The sequence below is a fragment of the Paenibacillus tritici genome, assembly GCF_018207515.1.
Classification (GTDB): domain Bacteria; phylum Bacillota; class Bacilli; order Paenibacillales; family Paenibacillaceae; genus Paenibacillus_AQ; species Paenibacillus_AQ tritici.
The window spans coordinates 6,973,541-6,991,906 of the sequence record NZ_CP073365.1; the positions used below are offsets into that span (position 1 = coordinate 6,973,541).

General features: G+C 36.9%; 13 protein-coding genes. 2 read left to right on the forward strand and 11 right to left on the reverse strand.

Going from position 1 to position 18,366, the window contains the following annotated elements:
• Position 1 precedes the first annotated feature (1 nt).
• Genes rfbG through KDC22_RS30115 form a run of 10 tightly spaced genes read right to left on the reverse strand, consistent with a single transcriptional unit; the run spans position 2 to position 13,462 of the window.
• On the reverse strand, positions 2–1,108 hold the full coding sequence (rfbG, locus tag KDC22_RS30070; protein WP_425516975.1) for a CDP-glucose 4,6-dehydratase: 1,107 nt from the start codon (positions 1,106–1,108) through the stop codon (positions 2–4).
• Positions 1,069–1,866, reverse strand: a complete 798-nt coding sequence (gene rfbF / locus KDC22_RS30075; protein WP_211721289.1) for a glucose-1-phosphate cytidylyltransferase — start codon at positions 1,864–1,866, stop codon at positions 1,069–1,071. Before rfbF ends, rfbG begins: the two co-directional genes overlap by 40 nt.
• A 16-nt stretch (positions 1,867–1,882) precedes the next feature.
• On the reverse strand, positions 1,883–3,442 hold the full coding sequence (gene rfbH, locus KDC22_RS30080; protein WP_211721290.1) for a lipopolysaccharide biosynthesis protein RfbH: 1,560 nt from the start codon (positions 3,440–3,442) through the stop codon (positions 1,883–1,885).
• Between the two features lie 18 nt (positions 3,443–3,460).
• Positions 3,461–3,874 (reverse strand): GtrA family protein, encoded by a 414-nt coding sequence (locus KDC22_RS34085; RefSeq protein ID WP_425516976.1) that lies wholly within the window; start codon positions 3,872–3,874, stop codon positions 3,461–3,463.
• Positions 3,858–5,579, reverse strand: a complete 1,722-nt coding sequence (locus KDC22_RS30090; protein ID WP_211721292.1) for a hypothetical protein — start codon at positions 5,577–5,579, stop codon at positions 3,858–3,860. The genes KDC22_RS34085 and KDC22_RS30090 overlap by 17 nt, the downstream gene beginning before the upstream one ends.
• Positions 5,580–5,601: 22 nt before the next feature.
• Entirely contained in the window at positions 5,602–6,918 is a 1,317-nt protein-coding gene (locus KDC22_RS30095) for a glycosyltransferase family protein (protein ID WP_211721293.1), read from the reverse strand.
• 14 nt (positions 6,919–6,932) lie between these two features.
• On the reverse strand, positions 6,933–9,773 hold the full coding sequence (locus tag KDC22_RS30100) for a glycosyltransferase family 4 protein (protein WP_211721294.1): 2,841 nt from the start codon (positions 9,771–9,773) through the stop codon (positions 6,933–6,935).
• A gap of 10 nt (positions 9,774–9,783) precedes the next feature.
• Positions 9,784–11,313, reverse strand: a complete 1,530-nt coding sequence (locus KDC22_RS30105; protein WP_211721295.1) for a class I SAM-dependent methyltransferase — start codon at positions 11,311–11,313, stop codon at positions 9,784–9,786.
• A 20-nt stretch (positions 11,314–11,333) separates the two neighbouring features.
• Positions 11,334–12,608 carry an ABC transporter ATP-binding protein gene (locus tag KDC22_RS30110; RefSeq protein WP_211721296.1) on the reverse strand — a complete coding sequence of 425 codons (1,275 nt, stop codon included), beginning with the start codon at positions 12,606–12,608 and terminating at the stop codon, positions 11,334–11,336.
• The gene (locus KDC22_RS30115; protein WP_211721297.1) at positions 12,605–13,462 is read right to left on the reverse strand and encodes an ABC transporter permease; all 858 of its coding nucleotides are present in this window, start codon (positions 13,460–13,462) and stop codon (positions 12,605–12,607) included. The genes KDC22_RS30110 and KDC22_RS30115 overlap by 4 nt, the downstream gene beginning before the upstream one ends.
• 245 nt (positions 13,463–13,707) lie before the next feature.
• Here KDC22_RS30115 and KDC22_RS30120 point away from each other — a divergent pair, with 245 nt between their 5' ends.
• Positions 13,708–16,167 carry an O-antigen ligase family protein gene (locus tag KDC22_RS30120; protein WP_211721298.1) on the forward strand — a complete coding sequence of 820 codons (2,460 nt, stop codon included), beginning with the start codon at positions 13,708–13,710 and terminating at the stop codon, positions 16,165–16,167.
• Between the two features lie 128 nt (positions 16,168–16,295).
• Here KDC22_RS30120 and galU read toward each other — a convergent pair whose 3' ends face one another.
• A complete protein-coding gene (gene galU / locus KDC22_RS30125) occupies positions 16,296–17,183 on the reverse strand; it encodes a UTP--glucose-1-phosphate uridylyltransferase GalU (protein WP_211721299.1) in 888 nt (295 codons plus the stop codon).
• Positions 17,184–17,592: 409 nt separating this feature from the next.
• Here galU and KDC22_RS30130 point away from each other — a divergent pair, with 409 nt between their 5' ends.
• Entirely contained in the window at positions 17,593–18,246 is a 654-nt protein-coding gene (locus KDC22_RS30130; protein WP_211721300.1) for a hypothetical protein, read from the forward strand.
• Positions 18,247–18,366: the final 120 nt, after the last annotated feature.

The following is an 18,366-nucleotide window of genomic DNA, read 5'->3' on the forward strand; positions in this document are numbered from 1 at the left end:
CTTACAAAGACTCTTGGTAGTCCTTTATCTGTTTAACACAAACATCAATTAGTTTTTCGCCTTTTTGATATGCAGTCGTGAACTCCACGATTTTGTCAATCGCCTGCCTCAGATTCCAGCGCGGGTGCCATTCCAATTCAGCAGCAGCCTTGGAACAGTCCAGCTTTAGATATTGCGCTTCATGAGGTTGAGCACTAGTATCAACTTCAAAGCTGGCACCTTCCCATATACTACAAATCTCCCGAACGATCCATTCAACAGGTTTGGCATCATCATCTAGAGGGCCAAAATTCCATGCACTAGCGAATTTCTCGCCATAATTATATAAATTCTCAGCTAATAAGAGATAACCACTTAAAGGTTCAAGTACATGCTGCCACGGCCTAATAGAATTTGGATTTCGAATGATAATCTTTTGATCAGTCAGAATAGACCTAATGATATCTGGAACTAACCTATCAACTGCCCAATCCCCACCACCAATTACATTACCAGCTCTGGCTGAAGCAACAGCAATCTTTCTACCATCAAGCTGATTATTTAAAAAGGAATTTCGGTAAGCACTAGTCACCAACTCAGAGCATGCCTTGCTACTAGAGTAAGGATCATATCCACCCAGCGGCTCATTTTCTCTGTATCCCCAATGCCATTCCTTATTTTCATAACACTTGTCAGTTGTAACATTAACTACAGAAACAACACTTGGACAATTTCTGACGGCTTCCAGCAAATTGACTGTACCCATAACATTCACTTCATAGGTTTCGACTGGACTCTTATAAGATTCCCGCACTAACGGCTGAGCAGCCATATGAATAACAATTTCGGGTTGAGCCTGGAGCATAGCTCTATTCAAATTTTCGCCATCTCTAATATCAGCAATCACACTGTTTTTTAATAGATCCTTTATATTGCATAAGTCAAATAAATTAGGTTTAGTGGAGGGTTCTAGAGAATATCCTGTAACTTCAGCCCCTAAGGAACTTAGCCATAAACTTAGCCAAGATCCCTTAAAACCCGTGTGACCAGTCAGAAATACTTTTTTACCGCTCCAAAATTGTTTATTTATCATTTTGTTTTCACCGGCTTTGCATCCCAAGTCTTCCATGGAGCCTGCCCACTACTCCAAAGATCCTCTAAATGGTTTTTATCTCTCAGTGTATCCATTGGTTGCCAAAATCCATGATGCTTAAAACCAAACAATTCACCATCACGTGCCAATCCTTCCAAAGGTTCTTTTTCAAAGAAAGTCTCATCACCATCAATGTAATTAAATACTTCTGGTTGTAACACGAAGAACCCTGCATTAATCCAAGACCCGTCACCTTTAGGCTTTTCTTGGAAGCCCTTTACTTCGTTGTTGGAATCTATATCTAGTGCACCAAAGCGGCCACTTGGCTGCACAGTAGTTACTGTTGCGAGACGTCCATGTAAGTTATGCTGATTAACAAGTTCTGATATATTCACATCAGATACTCCATCTCCATAAGTTAGCATGAAGGGTTCGTTTCCAATGTATTTTTGTATTCTCTTTACTCTTCCACCAGTCATTGTATCAATTCCGGTGTTCACAAGAGTTACCTTCCAAGGTTCAGCAGTATGGGTATGTGTTACCAACTGATTATCACTTGTGAAATCGAATGTAACATCTGATTCATGTAAAAAATAATGAGCAAAGTATTCTTTGATATAAAATCCTTTATAACCAAGACAAATCACAAAATCATTAAAACCATAATGGGAATATAATTTCATTATATGCCATAAAATTGGTTTTTGGCCTATTTCAATCATTGGTTTCGGTCTGAGATGAGATTCTTCGCTGATTCTAGTACCATATCCACCCGCAAGAATAACTACCTTCATTTCATTAGCCCCCGAACTATATTTTATCTAATACAAAGCTTCTGATCTTACTGACCACATAATCAATTTTTTCTTTGGTTAACCCAGGGTAAACTCCTACTAAGAATGTATCATGCATAATTTTATCAGTATTCTTGAGGTCACCACTTATACGATAACTTACATTATGGAATGCCGGCTGACGGGTTAAGTTACCAGCAAATAGCATCCGTGTTTGAATTCGATTGGCCTCCAAATACTCAACAATCTCATTTTTAGTAAATTTCGCACCATCCTGGACAGTTAACATGAATCCGAACCAACTTGGATCTGAGTTTTCAGTTGCTCTAGGAAGGATAAAATGCTCTCCTAGATCCTTCAGACCTTCAAATAACCGTTTGAAATTATCTTTACGTGCCTGAGTGAAAGTAGGAACCTTCTTAAGTTGTTCTACCCCAATAGCTGCCTGCATCTCTGTAACCCGCAAATTGTAGCCGATATGCGAATAAGTATATTTATGATCATAACCATATGGTAATGATCCTAGCTCCCACCCAAAACGTTTATTACATGTATTATCACAACCGGATGGACACCAGCAATCTCTGCCCCAATCTCTGAAGGATTCAATAATTGACTTGAGTAGAGCATTATTAGTGTAGACTGCCCCGCCCTCACCCATAGTCATGTGATGTGGAGGATAGAAGCTTGAAGTACCAATATGTCCATGTGTACCGGTTAATTTACCGTTAAACGTCGAACCAAGTGCATCGCAGTTATCTTCAACTACCCACAGGTTATACTTCGAAGCAATCTCCATAACTTTATCCAATTCAAATGGATTGCCCATTGTATGTGCAACCATGATAGCTTTAGTCTTTGGTGTAATTGCTTCTTCAATACGGTCAACTATTATATTATAAGTTCCCAGTTCTACGTCGATAAAAACAGGAATAGCTCCATTCTGTACGATAGGTGTTACAGTCGTTGGGAAACCAGCTGCTACTGTGATTACTTCGTCTCCTGGTTTTATCTGACGATCCTTCAGTTTTGGAGATGTTAAAGCTGAGAATGCTAAGAGATTAGCAGAGGATCCAGAGTTAGTGAGAAGAGCATACCTAACGCCTAAGAACTCAGCATATTCCTTTTCAAATTGTTTGTTATATCGGCCAGCAGTGAGCCAAAAGTCTAGTGAAGAGTCCACTAAGCTTCTCATTTCTTTTTCATCATAGACGCGTCCACCATAAGAAACTTGCGTTGATTCAGGATCAAAGTCTTTGTTTCTTTCAGAATGGAATAATTCGTAGTAATTTTCAACTTTGGATAATATTTCTAACCTCGATACTTTTTCCAATGTTTTTGCATCAATTTCGGCTATAAACTCTAAATCATCGTTTCGTAAAGTTATTTTGGACCGAATGTCCATATATAACAAAGATGAGATTTGGGTAAGCGTTATTTCCAAACAATATTTTTCAGAGAAGTTAATTAAGGGTTCAGTTAATAATGAAAACCCTTGCGAAAACCCATTATTTTCATCATATAACAAATAAAATTGATTATTTTTTTTGTTTTTTACAACATTCCCATTTTTCAAAACACTACACTCCTTGTTTTATCTTTGTTTGGCAAAGCTCCAGTATTTATGACCAAAAAAACTAATTAAAGTTGTAAAGAAAAGCGAAATAGCTTGAGCCAATAATTTATTCATTCCCATATGATCAACTAACATGCGCAAAAAGATTAGATTTATTAGAAATGAAATCAAGTAAATTGATGTGAATTTCATAGCGCTCTTCATACTGAATTTTTTCACAGTAAATGTCCACTTGTTATTCCAAATATAACTATGAGTTATACCTACTATATTAGATAATATTAAAGCTTGAAAATAACTATTATTTATATAGTTCAGATATAGTGCGTAGACTATAAATCCTACTATAGTATTAAGAACGCCTACAATAACAAACTTCAGTGACTGCTTATTTATAAGTTGATACAAACCAGTTTTATTCAATTGGCGCACCTATTCTTACTTTTTCCAGTTCATTAGCATCAATAGTTATAACATCCTTCCACTCAAACCCCAGGCTTTCAAAAACATCAGGATTAGTTATATATCTTTTTGTATCGTTCTCAATTAGATATACGTTCACTCCATTAGATACCAACATACCATTCTCTATTCCCTCCACATGTGAAATTAATTTGTTGTTGGCTTCTTCAAAATAGTCCTTTCTAATATAGATGTTTTTTTCATAATCCACATCCGGATTCAGTGGTTTATATTCAGTATTCAAAAAATCTAAAACAACTTTAGCAAATTCAGAATATTTATATCCCCAGACATCACTATCCTTTTCAAATATAATTAGCCTTGGTCTTGAGGTGTTTAAATCTTCCATGATTTCGTTCTTAAATGCGTCTATGTACCAAGGCACTAGAATATAAGCTCGCATTGCTGGATCTCTATTAGAATTTATATAGGTTTGAGGAGTCAAACTAGTAATCCATATTTCCTCGTTAGAATCAGTTAATTTATTAATATATTCATCGTAAGGAGACTGCGCTATTATTCCATTAGCTTTATTGAAATTAACTCCAGCATTTGGAGCATAATTATTTAAGGATAAAATCATCAATAAAAAAAAGCTTATTCTAATAAGATTTTTCATATATTCTTTAGCTTTAATCTCTTTTTTGAATATATAATGGTTTATGATAAAAGAACTATTAAAAAACGAGACAATATAGTATGGGATTGCATGAAATCCTTCAAACCCTCTAACACCCGTAAATGCTAAAAATATAAAGATTAGAATAGCAAGTGCTCTATCTTTTTTATAGTGATAATGACAAAATAGTAGATTTAAAAATAATAATAAACCGCTAAAAACACTTTCTTTCGAGAAAGTCGTTGCATGGTATGCTATATGATTAATCCACGAACTCATTATCTGTTTCATCAATCCTAGTGAGCTATTATTCAGCCCATTATAATTACTATAATAAACTCTATTAAGCTTATATGCCTGATAATAAAAGTTATATAGGTTCCCTGTTAACCAATACCAGGTTAACAAAATCAAAAATGGTACAGCCACAATTATAGCTAGTTTAATATAATTCGGTATATTTTCCTTAAACTTTTTTTTATAGATATCATAAATAAACAGTAGAAATAACAAAATGGCTACTGAATATACACTAACAAAAGCAGACATAACAGACATAAAAATAGAGACAGAAATCACCATCACACTCTTTTTAGATAGAGTTCCAGTTCTTATATAAATCAATGATTCTAAAAGTAAAAATAAAATTGAAAATCCATAAAAAACATCGCTTAAGACCATATTTGCCCATGTAATGTTAATAGTAAGAGCATATAAAAGCGCGAATATTTTAAAAACCATTGAATCAAAATAGCTTATATATCGGATATACATGAATGCCCAAAAACATAGAATCACTAATCCCATACAAAGCCTAAAAGTCTCGTAGTCTCTGACACCAATCAAAGCAAAAATGGACATAAAATAATATACAAATGGCGTATGTTGCGAGAAGAAACTTTTATATATATCGCCGCCTTGAGCAACAGACATAGCACCAAGCATGTTATCTGCTTCATCCATAAAACTAAAAAATCTTGAATAAAGAATTATCAATAAAAATCCCAACGTAAAAACAACCCAAGTACTTCTATCTTTAGTAAGGAAGTTTCTCATTTAATAATAATCTCCTAAACACTTAAGTGGTTTTTTTCTCAAAAATTTTCTTTAATATAATTCGAAAATCGCCTTTCAGAATATATTTATATAGTTTTTGGAGCCTTATATAATTAACATTATACAAACCTTTAACTTTTAGCATCTGAGATTTACCATGAGATTTAACTGGATTCATACAAAACTCCTTAAGCGGAGATATACAATTCTCCCATATGTAAATATCTTTAATTTTTTTAAATCCATTTTTATAATTCGTCAATACATTTTTATCCAGCATCAACTCTAGTGTTGAAGCCAAATTATTCTCATTACTAATATGAATAACTTCTCCGATATTGTGTTTCTCTACCAACTCACTCATTATATCTCCATTATTAGTAACAATAGGCAATTCACACCACATGTAATCCAAAATTCTCGTTCTAAAAGCATATCTAGTCTCTATATGATTTTCATGAACATTGAGGCCAATGTCTGACTCAAGTAAAAAATTTTGTCGTTGATCATATTCCACCCATTCATTAAAAAACACAAACTTATTCGTAAGGTTCAAAGAATCGGATAAGGCTATACTCTCAAGAGTTTTTTTTGATATTGGAACTAGCGAGTTAGGATGTTTTATCCCCATGAAAAATAGTTTTATATCATTCCTTTTCAGACTTAAAACATGCACGGCCTTTATTGCAGTTATAGGATCAAGCCAATCCCATATCCCCCCCCCCCATAACAAAACCTTATCATCTTGATTTATACCAGGAAATACTCCCTTTAACACATTCTTGTTATGAATCGGCTCATCTACAGTTATTCCAAAAGGAACTACACCTATTAGGTGTTCTAAACTAGAATTAATCTTATATTCCTTAGCATTAATTCTATTAATTGCAGTTAACATTCCAATCCATAAATCTTTTTGTTTCTCAGAGGCACATATAAAATAATCCCCTGCAGCCAGTTGATCAAGAATAATCGTTAGAGAAGATAAGTGAAGTTGATTAACATTTACACTATCCTTTTCCACTTCGAAATTTTCAAACATAAAGGGATCATATAAATCTACTACTATTGGAACTTTCGCTTTTTTTATAAATGGATATTGCCATAATGTTACTCCCTGAAGGATTACACTATCTGCTGTCTTTAATTCTTCCTTCAATGTAGGAAGACTTATTTGTTTAATACTGAATTTAGCATCTAAAGTGCATTCATTAGGACATAGTAAGGTCACATCAGTATGTTTAGACAATTCTATGGCAAAATTCCAATACCTTATACCAGGACCTGCCATTTTCGCTTCTATTATATCCGATGATATAATAAGCGTTTTTTTCCTCACCTTGATCCACCTCATTAACGTCTAAGAATTTTTTTAATCCATTTTCTCGCGAGAATTTTTTTGAGTTTCTTATATAAAATTATTGGGGCAGAATCAGTTATTTTTATCACCTTTATTTCTAACTCATTCACCTTATTTTGCAATTCTCGGACTGCATAATTATTTGCACCTGCATTTGCAATTTTTTGCTTTAATATTAATGCAATCTCATTAATTTCTCCTTCTTCGTTAGTAAGGGATATGTTATTACCAGCATCCCTATCTATAATAGTGTTATATACAAAATCCCCATAAAAAGTACAGTATGTTATAAAACAAAGACTCCCTTGATTCTTATGATGATTCACATAGGTATTATTTCCTTGCTCATTTGCATATATAGTCACTGCATTCCCTTCATTAGCGTCGCTCTCGATATAAAAATAGTATTCTTGATTTTTCGAGTTGACAATAGGATCAAATTCAAAACTATTCCAACTATTATCTTGAATTTTGTTCAAATCAATCTTCACAGTATAAATATCATTTATAGAACTAGGATGTTTTTTTAAATGAAAAATCAAGTTACCATGGTTAATTCTGTTATAGTTTCCGAAAAAAATATCTACTCTTGAGAAATAATCTTCATTTATTCTAATAACACTTCCATAAGAAACCCCATAACTTAAAGGAGGCATTGGACTCACAATTTTCTCATTACTACCATTTTTTAATTCTCTTATTCTTTGAGATTTTTCCGTGAAAAGGGTTTTTGAGATAATTATTCTTTCAAACTGTTGACCGCTTTTATCCCATGTCAAATCCTTTGTGAAATCGTAGCTATTTTGTTGTATTTGAATTCTCAATTCAACATTTTCCACTAGATTACTTATTTTATCAGCTATATCCAACGGATCAGCCTTAGCAAGCAAACCATTATAACCATTTCTGACTACACCTTCGATTGTAGCGTCATCTATATCAATGACAGCGCACCGAGATGCCATTAATTCTAAAGGTAATAAACTGGCATTCGTTAGAGATACCACTAAAGCTAAGTCAGCACTCTTATAAAGTTCAGCTAATTCGCCAGTATTCAGAACACCAAGATTAGTATGAGTGAAGTTAGTTTTAAGATTTTTATCTCCGCCAAACAGTACTATTTCAACGCTTCCCTTAAATCTTCTCTCTACTAATTCCAAGGCTTGAAGACCTAATTCCACTCCTCTTCGCGGAGTAGTATTGCGCGCATAAAAAATTATTTTCGTCTTGCCATTTGCTACTTTCGGTTCGTTCCGCAAATAAACTCTATTATCAGTAGAGAAATCAATATAATCACAATCCATTCCAAAGTCATTTTTAACTTTTTTGGTCAACCACTTTCCAATAGTGATACCCTTCAAATCTAGTTTGTAGGAATTTTCAGCTAGCTTATATTCACTAGACATTGGATAGAAGAACGGTTCATAATCTTGAATAAAATAGAATTTACTCTTACTGTTGGTAACTGAATTAACCATATACGCTGTAGGCCACGAAGTAGCAATAAAAACATCAGAATCTTTAAATTTGGTATCTTCTTTAAAATACTTAGCACCAGTAACAAAAAAGTGATTATCAATAAAATCAGTAATTACTTTTTCATTTGAAGCGTCAAAATTCTCTCCATTTTGCACATAAATATTCACTTCATTTTCGTTTTCACATAAATATCTTGCCATTCTAAGAATAGTAGTGTGTCCACCGGATCCAATAAAAGGTTGTGGAATCAAGAAATTAACTATTAATTTCACTTTACTGTTTATTTTCTTAGTATTACTGTTCTCAACTATTTGAGAAAGCACACGGCTGTAATGATGAGCTCTACTTTGTACGGTGTAATTATTTTTAACATGCTTATATGCATTTTCCCCCATTTTCATTCTTAACTCTGTTTGTGTAACCAACTTTTCAAGTTTATCAAACCACTCTAATGAATCATTTGCCAAGAAGCCATTTTGTCCATCCTCTATAGCATATTCAAATGCATCAATTTTAGAGGCAATTGTAGGGATTCCCAATATACCGGCTTCAAAATACTTCAATTCACTTTTAGCTCTGCAGAATGGGTTATTCATTTCTAACGGAGCTAGATTTATATCTATTGAATGAATGGATTTGGGAAGCTCTCGCCAATCAACCAAAGGCAGCCGAATAATTCTATCCTTAAAAGCATTAAATTCTTTACTTAGGTCTAGTAATCCACCAATAACAAGATCAGTATTACTATATTTTTTCAAAATATTCAAAAGGCCTTCTTTCACCTCCAAGAAGTCCTTGTTATGCGTTTTACTACCACTGAAGTACCCAATTCGAACTCTTTCTTCATTGGCAACAGAAACTCTTCTTAAAGATTCACAAATCTCTTCTAATTCTAGACTAATTGCATTTCTATTTATAAAAATATTATCGTTGTACTTAGATATGGTCTCTGCTAAAAATTCAGTGGTTACAATAGCCCCGTCACAAAGACTAATTGTCTTTTTGTAGCGTTCAATACCTTCAAAATATAAACTTTTCTCTTCTTCCTCTAAATAATTTATACCATCGGAATATTTAGCATATTCTTTTTCATATACTAAATCATCCACATCAAAGATTACAGGCACTTTTATTTTATTAGCGCTTTTGATTAGATACTCAACCCCCATTGTATGCGGGACTCTATGCATAATTACTAAGTCAACGCCCTGATCTAATACAGAAATAATATCGTAATCGGCAAAGTATCTTTCTGTAACGCTAATCTCCAGATGTTCAAGTTGCTCTATTTGGTTGAAAACTCTATATCTTTGGGTATCACCAAAACATCCACTAACAAACAAAACTTTCTTCAAAATTCACACCTCATATTTCCCTGAGAATTTTTATCAAGTCGTTATATTTCCTGTTTGAATCGTTATACTGATCAGTCATTAAATTCAATTTCTCATGGCTATTATCAATTTGAGTAGACATGGCTCTTAATTCATTTTCTTTCTCGTCCAGTTTCGTTTTCAACCATTGAATTTCCTTTTCATAATCCTGTCCCTTTTGAATAATTTGCTCGTTCTCACGTTTCAAATCATTGAACTTTTGGTCAACTAGAAAATAATGTTCTGCAGCATTCATTTTTCTGCAGTAAGTTTTTATTGAAAGATTACCTTTTGTACCTTCTCCATTAAGTTCTCCGACACCATAATGATTTTTTTCCGAATAATAAAAACTCGGGCCTAATCCAGAAGATATTTGCGTCATTTCGATCACATACTCTTTGTCCTTAGAGTGCATTAGTGGTGTGAAGTCTACATTAAACCACTCGTTGTCCCTAAGAAGACTAAAGTCAATGGTTGTTTCTAATACACGTTCAGCACTACCAGGATCTATTAAAGAAAGTTTAATTTCCCCTTGTAAGCTTTCTTTATAGGTAGCCACCAAAAAAGACAAACGAAATAAGTTGGGGTGTTGGCAAATAAAAGTCTGACGAATAGTATCTTGAAAACTCATTCTGCTTAATACTTTATCAGAATCAAAATAATTACTATTAAATATGGTTTTGTTTTCATTTTCTTTTTTCATTGTAAAGTATGTCAGAACTGCTTCGGTAGGCAAAGTGAATTTAGTAACATCTGATTTTTCTAAATACTCAAAAAAATTATCTTTAACGACTTGTCCGTTCTTATCAATTACAAAGGTTACTCTGTAACCTTCAGATAAATTCATTTCTCCCAAAAAATGATATTTATTAACGTATTCATCAATCATTTCTTGTAAGTTAGTCAGTCCAATTCTTGACAATTCATAATTAACTGCCATTAATTCAAGCCAGTTATCCGTATCACCAGAATAGTAAAAAGAGTGAGGCAACGATAGTTCATTTAGCTCATCAATAACATCTGCTACTCTAGGCAACCCATTTACTAGATGTTCTTCGAGCATACGATTTTCACCGTTAGAGGAATTAACAATATACTCATAAAGTATTTTCTCTGCCAATGCTTTTTTAGCTGTGTAATATGGGAAATTGATTATTACAATTTCCTTGGATACTCTGGTCAATTCTTTTATAAAGGAATAGCGGCCCTGAGGCGGAACATGCTCAAGAACATCATTAGATACTACTATATCAAATGAATTATCTTCAAAAGGAAGATCTCTCCCGTCACTCACCTGATAATTTTCTATAGATGCTTGAGTAGTATCGACAACAAGAATGTCATTTTCCCCGAAGAATTCAACTGCTGGTAACCAATCTACTCCTTCTTTTGTCTTGAAATGCCCCCCCACATCTAGAATTTTAAGTTTTCTTTGTCTTTTTTCGTTAATATCAAAAATAATTCTTTTGCATATTTCATATCTTTGATATTGGTCAAAGGGCATGGTAAATTTGTCAATCAAAATTAAGACCTCCTTAAAATCTAAACAAGCCAGTCGCATTCCAATCCTATAATGCCCATTTCATTTCTTTCATTTACTACCATAAATTCAAAACACTTTTCCAAATGGATAAAGGGTTCTATACAATCATAGTCATAGATAGCAAGCGTCATATAAAACTTCCCGTTAAGCAACGGCGGTTCTTTAATCAATACCTTTATAAATCTTGACTGTTCAATTTCATCTAAAATTATGCCATCATTTTTCGAATTCGGTCCACTTAATAGATTATTATTTTCATCATATAATGCGATCCCAATGACCAATTTTTGGAGCGGAAGTTCTGCTTTAAGTTCTATATTCATCACAATGTCCTGTTTATGTTGGAATATATTTGATGCATATCCTTCAGAATTCGAAAAATAAAACTTATTCAGACTAACCTTCCTATTCCCCCAAATAGATTCTTTAACATTATAATGCGAACTAGTATGAGCTATATATAAAGATTCAGAATTAAGCTTGTTTTCCGATTGATCTTGTATGACTATATTTGCTTGTTTGCCGTATAACTGTGCATAATATCTGTTAATTAAGAAATCCGGTTCCCCGAACTCAATCTCGCCATCATCACCGATATAAATAATTCTATCGCAGAGATTTTTGACACTAGACATATCATGTGAAACAAAGACAATTGTCTTACCTTTCGCTTGAATTTCTTTCAATTTATTCATGCATTTCTTTTGAAAATTAGCATCTCCAACTGCAAGAACCTCATCCAATAGTAGAATATCTGGATCTACATGAATTGCTACAGAAAAGGCCAGCCGCATATACATTCCTGAAGAATAATTTTTTACCGGAGTATTCATGAAATTATTCAATTCCGAGAATTCAACTATTTCCTCATAATGATCTCTAATATATTTTTTAGGGAGTCCCAGAATTGATCCATAAAGGTATACATTTTCTCTACCTGTTAAATCTGGTTGAAATCCCGCACCGATCTCCAATAGAGAAGACACACTTCCCTTTACAGTTATTTTCCCATTATCCGGATTTATTATTCGCGCAATCAGTTTTAGTGATGTACTCTTTCCAGCTCCATTTCTTCCTATAATCCCAACTGTTTCACCTTTGTATATAGAATAACTAACATCCTTTAAAACGTTCATCTCAATGGTTTCTAATTTGTTTCTTCTCAATATGAAATTAATAACTTTCTCTTTAAGCGTCGTTGGTTTATTTTTATAAATTTTATATACTTTAGTTACATTCTCGAAATCGATAACTTTTTCTATTGTCATTGTCATAGTTCTTCTCCAAAGTTTTTTTCTCGTTTATAAAATATAAATAGTCCCACCGCAAATAAAACTACAGCATAACCTAAAGTGAACAAAATATTTATTAAATCAGGAAACTTTCCTTCTAAAAGAACTTCTCTGAATAACTCAATCAAATTTGTGATCGGATTTAATTGAATTATTTTATTAAATGGTTCAGGTACCATTGAAAGCGAGTATATAACAGGAGTTAAATAGAACCAAGCCATAAATACAACATCGACTATGTGCGAAACATCCCTATACTTAACAGTAATAGAAGAAAGGACTAGACTAATACCAGCAACAACCAGGTATAAGATAATCCACAAAATCGGCAAAATAAGCAATGAGGCTGTGAAATCAACATGATAAACAAACATTGCACCAAATAATATTATATGGCTTATAATCATGGTTATAAAATTCGCATTAATTACTGACAATGGAATTATCGCTCGAGGAAAATATATTTTCTTAACGAGATTTTGATTATTAATGATACTGTTTGTGCTTTGCGAAATACTTGCTTGCACAAAGTTCCATGGTATTAAACCAATAAAAACAAACAGTGCAAAGTTATCTATTGTCATCCTCAGAATAATTTTAAATGCAAAATTATATATTACAATCATCATTAAAGGGTATATGTATGACCATAATATGCCCAGAATAGAGTTTTTGTATTTCAATTTCATTTCATTTGAAGTCAAATTCCCTAATAGATCTTTGTAAAAAATAATGTTTTTTAAATAACTTATCAAAAATACCCTCTCACTTTCTGAAGTAGTTCTTCTCTTTATAAGATAAACCGCACAAATGGTTAAGGAAAACTCACCAAACAATAGGATCAGATGATAACTTTACTTAAGAGCTTATATGGTTAAATGAATTTAATCATATGTTTTTGACTCACTTTAGCTCCATATTATCTTTTCTGATACATTTGATAGTCCCCTTAAATTGATGCGATAGAAATTTCAAGTTATCAACAAAAAAATATTACTTTTTTATAAAACCCTTTTTATTTTCCGAGATGGATTTATTATGCTAAAATATCCTCGTACCTACAGGAAAAGGAGATCATAACGTGTCGAAACCAGTATACGGTAAAAATGCAGTTCAGTCGAGAAATGTTGAAAAGATATCCAGTTACATATGGGCTTTGGTGATTGGGTTCATTGTTTTTTTAGTCTGGACCCCGTTTCAAGTGGGATTATTTAATGGGCAGCAGATTGACTTCGAGAAGCCGATCTATCTGTCTTCACTGCTCAGCAGCCTCCTGCTGTTGGTGTGGGTAGCCTTGTACTTCACAAAGTTTAAGCTGGAGGGACAGCGTGATATGCTGGCGGTAGCTTCGCTACTGCTGCCTGCTACCTACGCGTTGTCGCTTATTGGCGCTGTTTCACATTATATGGCGATGAGTATGCTGTTTATACAGAGCATGTATGTCGCAATATTCATTATAGCGTTATATCTGCTCCAGCAAAAGCGGCTAAATGTTGTCATTCAAGATGCCATTCTGGCGGTTTCGTATTTTATCGTGGGATTTGGCCTGCTGAATTGGCTTGGGAGCTGGAAGTTCGCAGGGGGACTTGTAGGGTGGTTCTCTGTTACTGTACGTAATGGTAAATACTTGGATGCGGTAATGACGGACTCTAACGGGCTGCGTTTGACCTCCATTTTCCAGTATGCCAATACTTATGCAGCTTTCCTCATGGCCTTCCTGTTCGTGGCGGTATATGCCCTGGTCCGTTCCAAAAAGTGGTACGGCACACTGACACATGGCTTCATGCTTGTCCCAATTATTGTATCGTTGCTGCTGACCTTATCCCGTGGCGGACTTGTAATGCTGCCTGTGGTATTCATTCTGCTCTTGCTGTTCCTGAAGCCTGCTCAGCAGATTCTCTGGATTATTCACCTTGCGATCGCTGGTATTGCGGCTCTGCTGGTCACCAGTCCGCTAACTACGCTCGGAACAGAGCTGAATAATGCTTACACCTCATCAGCTGCACTAAAAGCCTGGGCTTACTTGCTTGGAGCTTCAGTGGTTGTCGCCGCTCTAGGGTGGGTAATTCAGCGTTATGCCGCTCCGTGGCTGAAAGGAAAGCTGGGAAGCTGGGAAACACGCAAATTGACCGGGCTGTGGATTCCTCTCGGTTCAGTCGTGCTTGTAGCTATCGTTGCGTTCCTGTTGATTGGGACTAGCGTCCGAAGTGTATTGCCGGATAACATCGAAACACGGCTGGAAAACATTAACTTCAAACAGCATAGTGTACTCGAACGCTTCACTTTCTATAAAGATGCAATGAAGGTCGTTAAAGATTACCCGATCATTGGGTCCGGCGGTGGTGGCTGGGCTTCCTTGTATGAACAATATCAGAATAACCCTTATATAAGCCGCCAGGTCCACAATTTCTTCCTGCAATATCTGATTGAAGTCGGAATTGTCGGGTTTATCGTGTTTATGGGCTTTATCGGATATATTTTCTACAAATACATCCGCATGTATCTGAGACGGGAGAAGGATGAGTTCGATAATGGATTCTTTTTCTACATTATTGCGCTATCTATTCTGGTCCACAGTCTACTGGACTTTAATATGAGTTATGCCTTCATGGGGATTCTGGTGTTCATCGGTTTGGCTGGTATGGGAGCAGTCATGGACAATAAGCCATTACGCCAGAGATGGAATAAAGCTGGTCTGCGATTTGGATATTTCGCTGTCATCACCGTCGGCACCGTATTCTTGCTCTTCCTGTCGATCAGCTATATCGGGTCCAGCAATGCAGCCCTCAAAGGAAAAAGCTTACTTTCGGTGAGTACTTCATATGAAGAAATCAAGACACCTCTGGTTAAAGCATTAGATGCCCGCCCTTCCCATCCGGAAACTGCATTATACTTGTCGTCTCTTGATATGCAGGTGTTCAAGCAGACTCAAGATGAGCAATACCTGGTTGAAGCATCTGCTGTATTGACCCGTGCCCTGAAAGACGAGCCTTACAACAAAAATCTGCAGACTCAATTGGCCAGTTATTATGATCTAAAAGGTCAAGGCGACCTGGCCCTGGCTGTATATCGTGATAATGCTAACAAGTTCAACTGGGATATTACCTGGTACGAGGCACTCATCAGCCGGTCTCAGGCACTCGCAGCCACAGCTAATGAGCAAAAAGATGATCCCAAAAAACAAGAATACGTCACAGCAGGACTGGATGCCTATAAGCATGTGGTGGAAGGCGTAGAGCATCTGAAGACTTTGCCCCCTGAGCAGCTGCAAGGCCGTCCGTTCTCGGTTACACCAGTGATTGCTCTTAATGCGGGTAAACTGCAGGTGATGTCAGGACAAAACGATGTGGCTGCAGCTACTTTGAAGCTTGGGTTAAGCGAAGATTACAGTGATACTACTAATCGTGAAATAGCCCGCTGGTATCTGGCTGCACTGAAGAAGGCGGGAGCGGCAGTTGATCAGCCAGTCTATGATAAGCTGATTGCCGCTGATCCGGAAGAGGCCGCAGCGATTGATAAGGTTGTGAATACGCAGTACTAGTTGAAATAGCAGAATAAATACACACGAAAGCGGCCCACTGTCTGAGTACAGTGAGCCGCTTTTTAAGATTAAATGAGGAGAATGGAGAGAGTGAACAAGCACCTATATAGCTCTGAGCGATAATTTTTTTAACGGCTAAACAGTCTCTCCTCATTCTCAATAACTTCCTTCAGATACTCTAACAGCCCTTCCTTAAGCTCCTCATGCTGCAGCGCGTAGTGGATGCTTGTCTGGATGAAACCCATTTTCTCGCCGACATCATGCCGTCTGCCTTCAAAGTCGTAAGCAATAATCCGCTCCACTTCGCTCAAGCGGGAGATTGCATCCGTAAGCTGGATTTCCCCGCCCACCCCCACCTGCTGTTCGCCGAGCATGTCGAAGATACGCGGAGTCAGGATATACCGTCCCAGAATTGCCAGATTGGATGGAGCATCCTCACGCTTCGGCTTTTCTACAAGTCGGTTGGCTTTATAGACACGTTCTGCTAATTCAGATCCGTCTACCACCCCGTAGCGGGAAACTTCTTCCCAAGGCACCTGCTGGACACCCACAATGGAGGATCTATATTGATCGTACACTTCAATCATCTGCTTCAAACAAGGCTTGTTCGACTCCACGATGTCGTCTCCCAGCAGAACCGCAAACGGCTCATTGCCGATGAATTTCCGCGCACACCAGATGGCATGTCCAAGGCCACGGGGTTCTTTTTGGCGGATGTAATGAATGTCGGCCATTTCTGAAGATTTGCGTACTGACTCCAGCAGCTCCCACTTTTGCTTTTCCGCCAGATTGAATTCCAGTTCAAACGAATTGTCAAAATGGTCTTCGATCGCGCGTTTGCCTTTACCGGTCACAATAATAATATCTTCAATCCCGGAGGCGACCGCTTCTTCAACAATATATTGGATCGTCGGTTTGTCTACAATGGGCAGCATTTCCTTAGGCATCGCTTTGGTCGCAGGCAGGAAACGGGTTCCCAAACCGGCAGCGGGAATAATAGCTTTACGGATCTTCATCTCATAGCTCCTTTATCGTATATACTCATAATCTCAATTATAGCAGTTACTGCTGCTTTTGGGCAGCGGCCGGGTCTTTAATACATGATCATAACGCTCCAGAGGCCCCGTTGCGGCGAAGCTGATCTAGTCCGGGCTTAGACCCTATACTTGAAACTCCTGAACGTTGACGCCACCATTGGATGCTGATATAACATGACTATATCACAGCAATTCAAGGAGGAGGATATTCATCCTAGACTTATCCAGTCCCGTATGGCAGCAGCTGCAAGGCCCTTTCGGTTCTGCTGAGGCGGTACCCGGCTTACTGAAGCAGTTACGGGACGATTACGCCGCAGACGTTAAGGATGAGCTGTATTGGGAACAGCTCTATCATCAGGACACGATCTACAGCAGCACCTATGCCGCATTGCCTTATCTTGCGGATCTCGCCAGGCAATCGGCTGATCCTGAGGTGAAGCTAGATATCTATGTGACTTGTGGGATTTTTGTCGCTAATCAGAGTGCGGTGAACAGTGGACAGCTTCCCGGAGAATTGGATCTCCACGACCCTCCTCTTGCAGAGGAACTCATACAAGAGATATATACGGCTTACCTCGCCGCTGTTGTTAGTCTGGGCAAACTATCGGAAGAAATCCTCCGCTATGCAGAAGCGGCTGAAAAAGATGACGATGAGAAGCGTTACATCATCACCGCAGATGCTGCTTACCGGGGTGATCTAGCGGTTGCCGTCATGCTGCTGACTTATTCGGATGGTGACGAGTATATCGTGGGATGCCCAAAATGCCATGAGGATATGTATATCTGGCCGACTGAGAGCGGCCCCGGTATGACCGCTTACCCGGAAGACCCTGTGTTCAGCAGTAAGGAGAATGGGCGAATGGTTGAGCCTTCCGTGCCTGACACCGTCCGCTCAGGAGACGATGCTCTGGCCCGCTTGTGGCAAGCGGCCATCGCTATAAAGAATAGACAACTCCTGGAGCAACTTCCCTATCTCTCCGGCCGTGTGAGCTGCCCTTCCTGCGGTGAACCGCTGGAGATTTGGCCGGAGCTGGTACGATAAAAGGGTAGAAACAGATATCATTCCTGTTTAGTTTTGGAAATTTGTCCAACTATTGCACGCCATCTGAAAAGAATCAAATAGATGCGAGCAGCATAAAACAGAAAGGCCCGGGAGAACTTC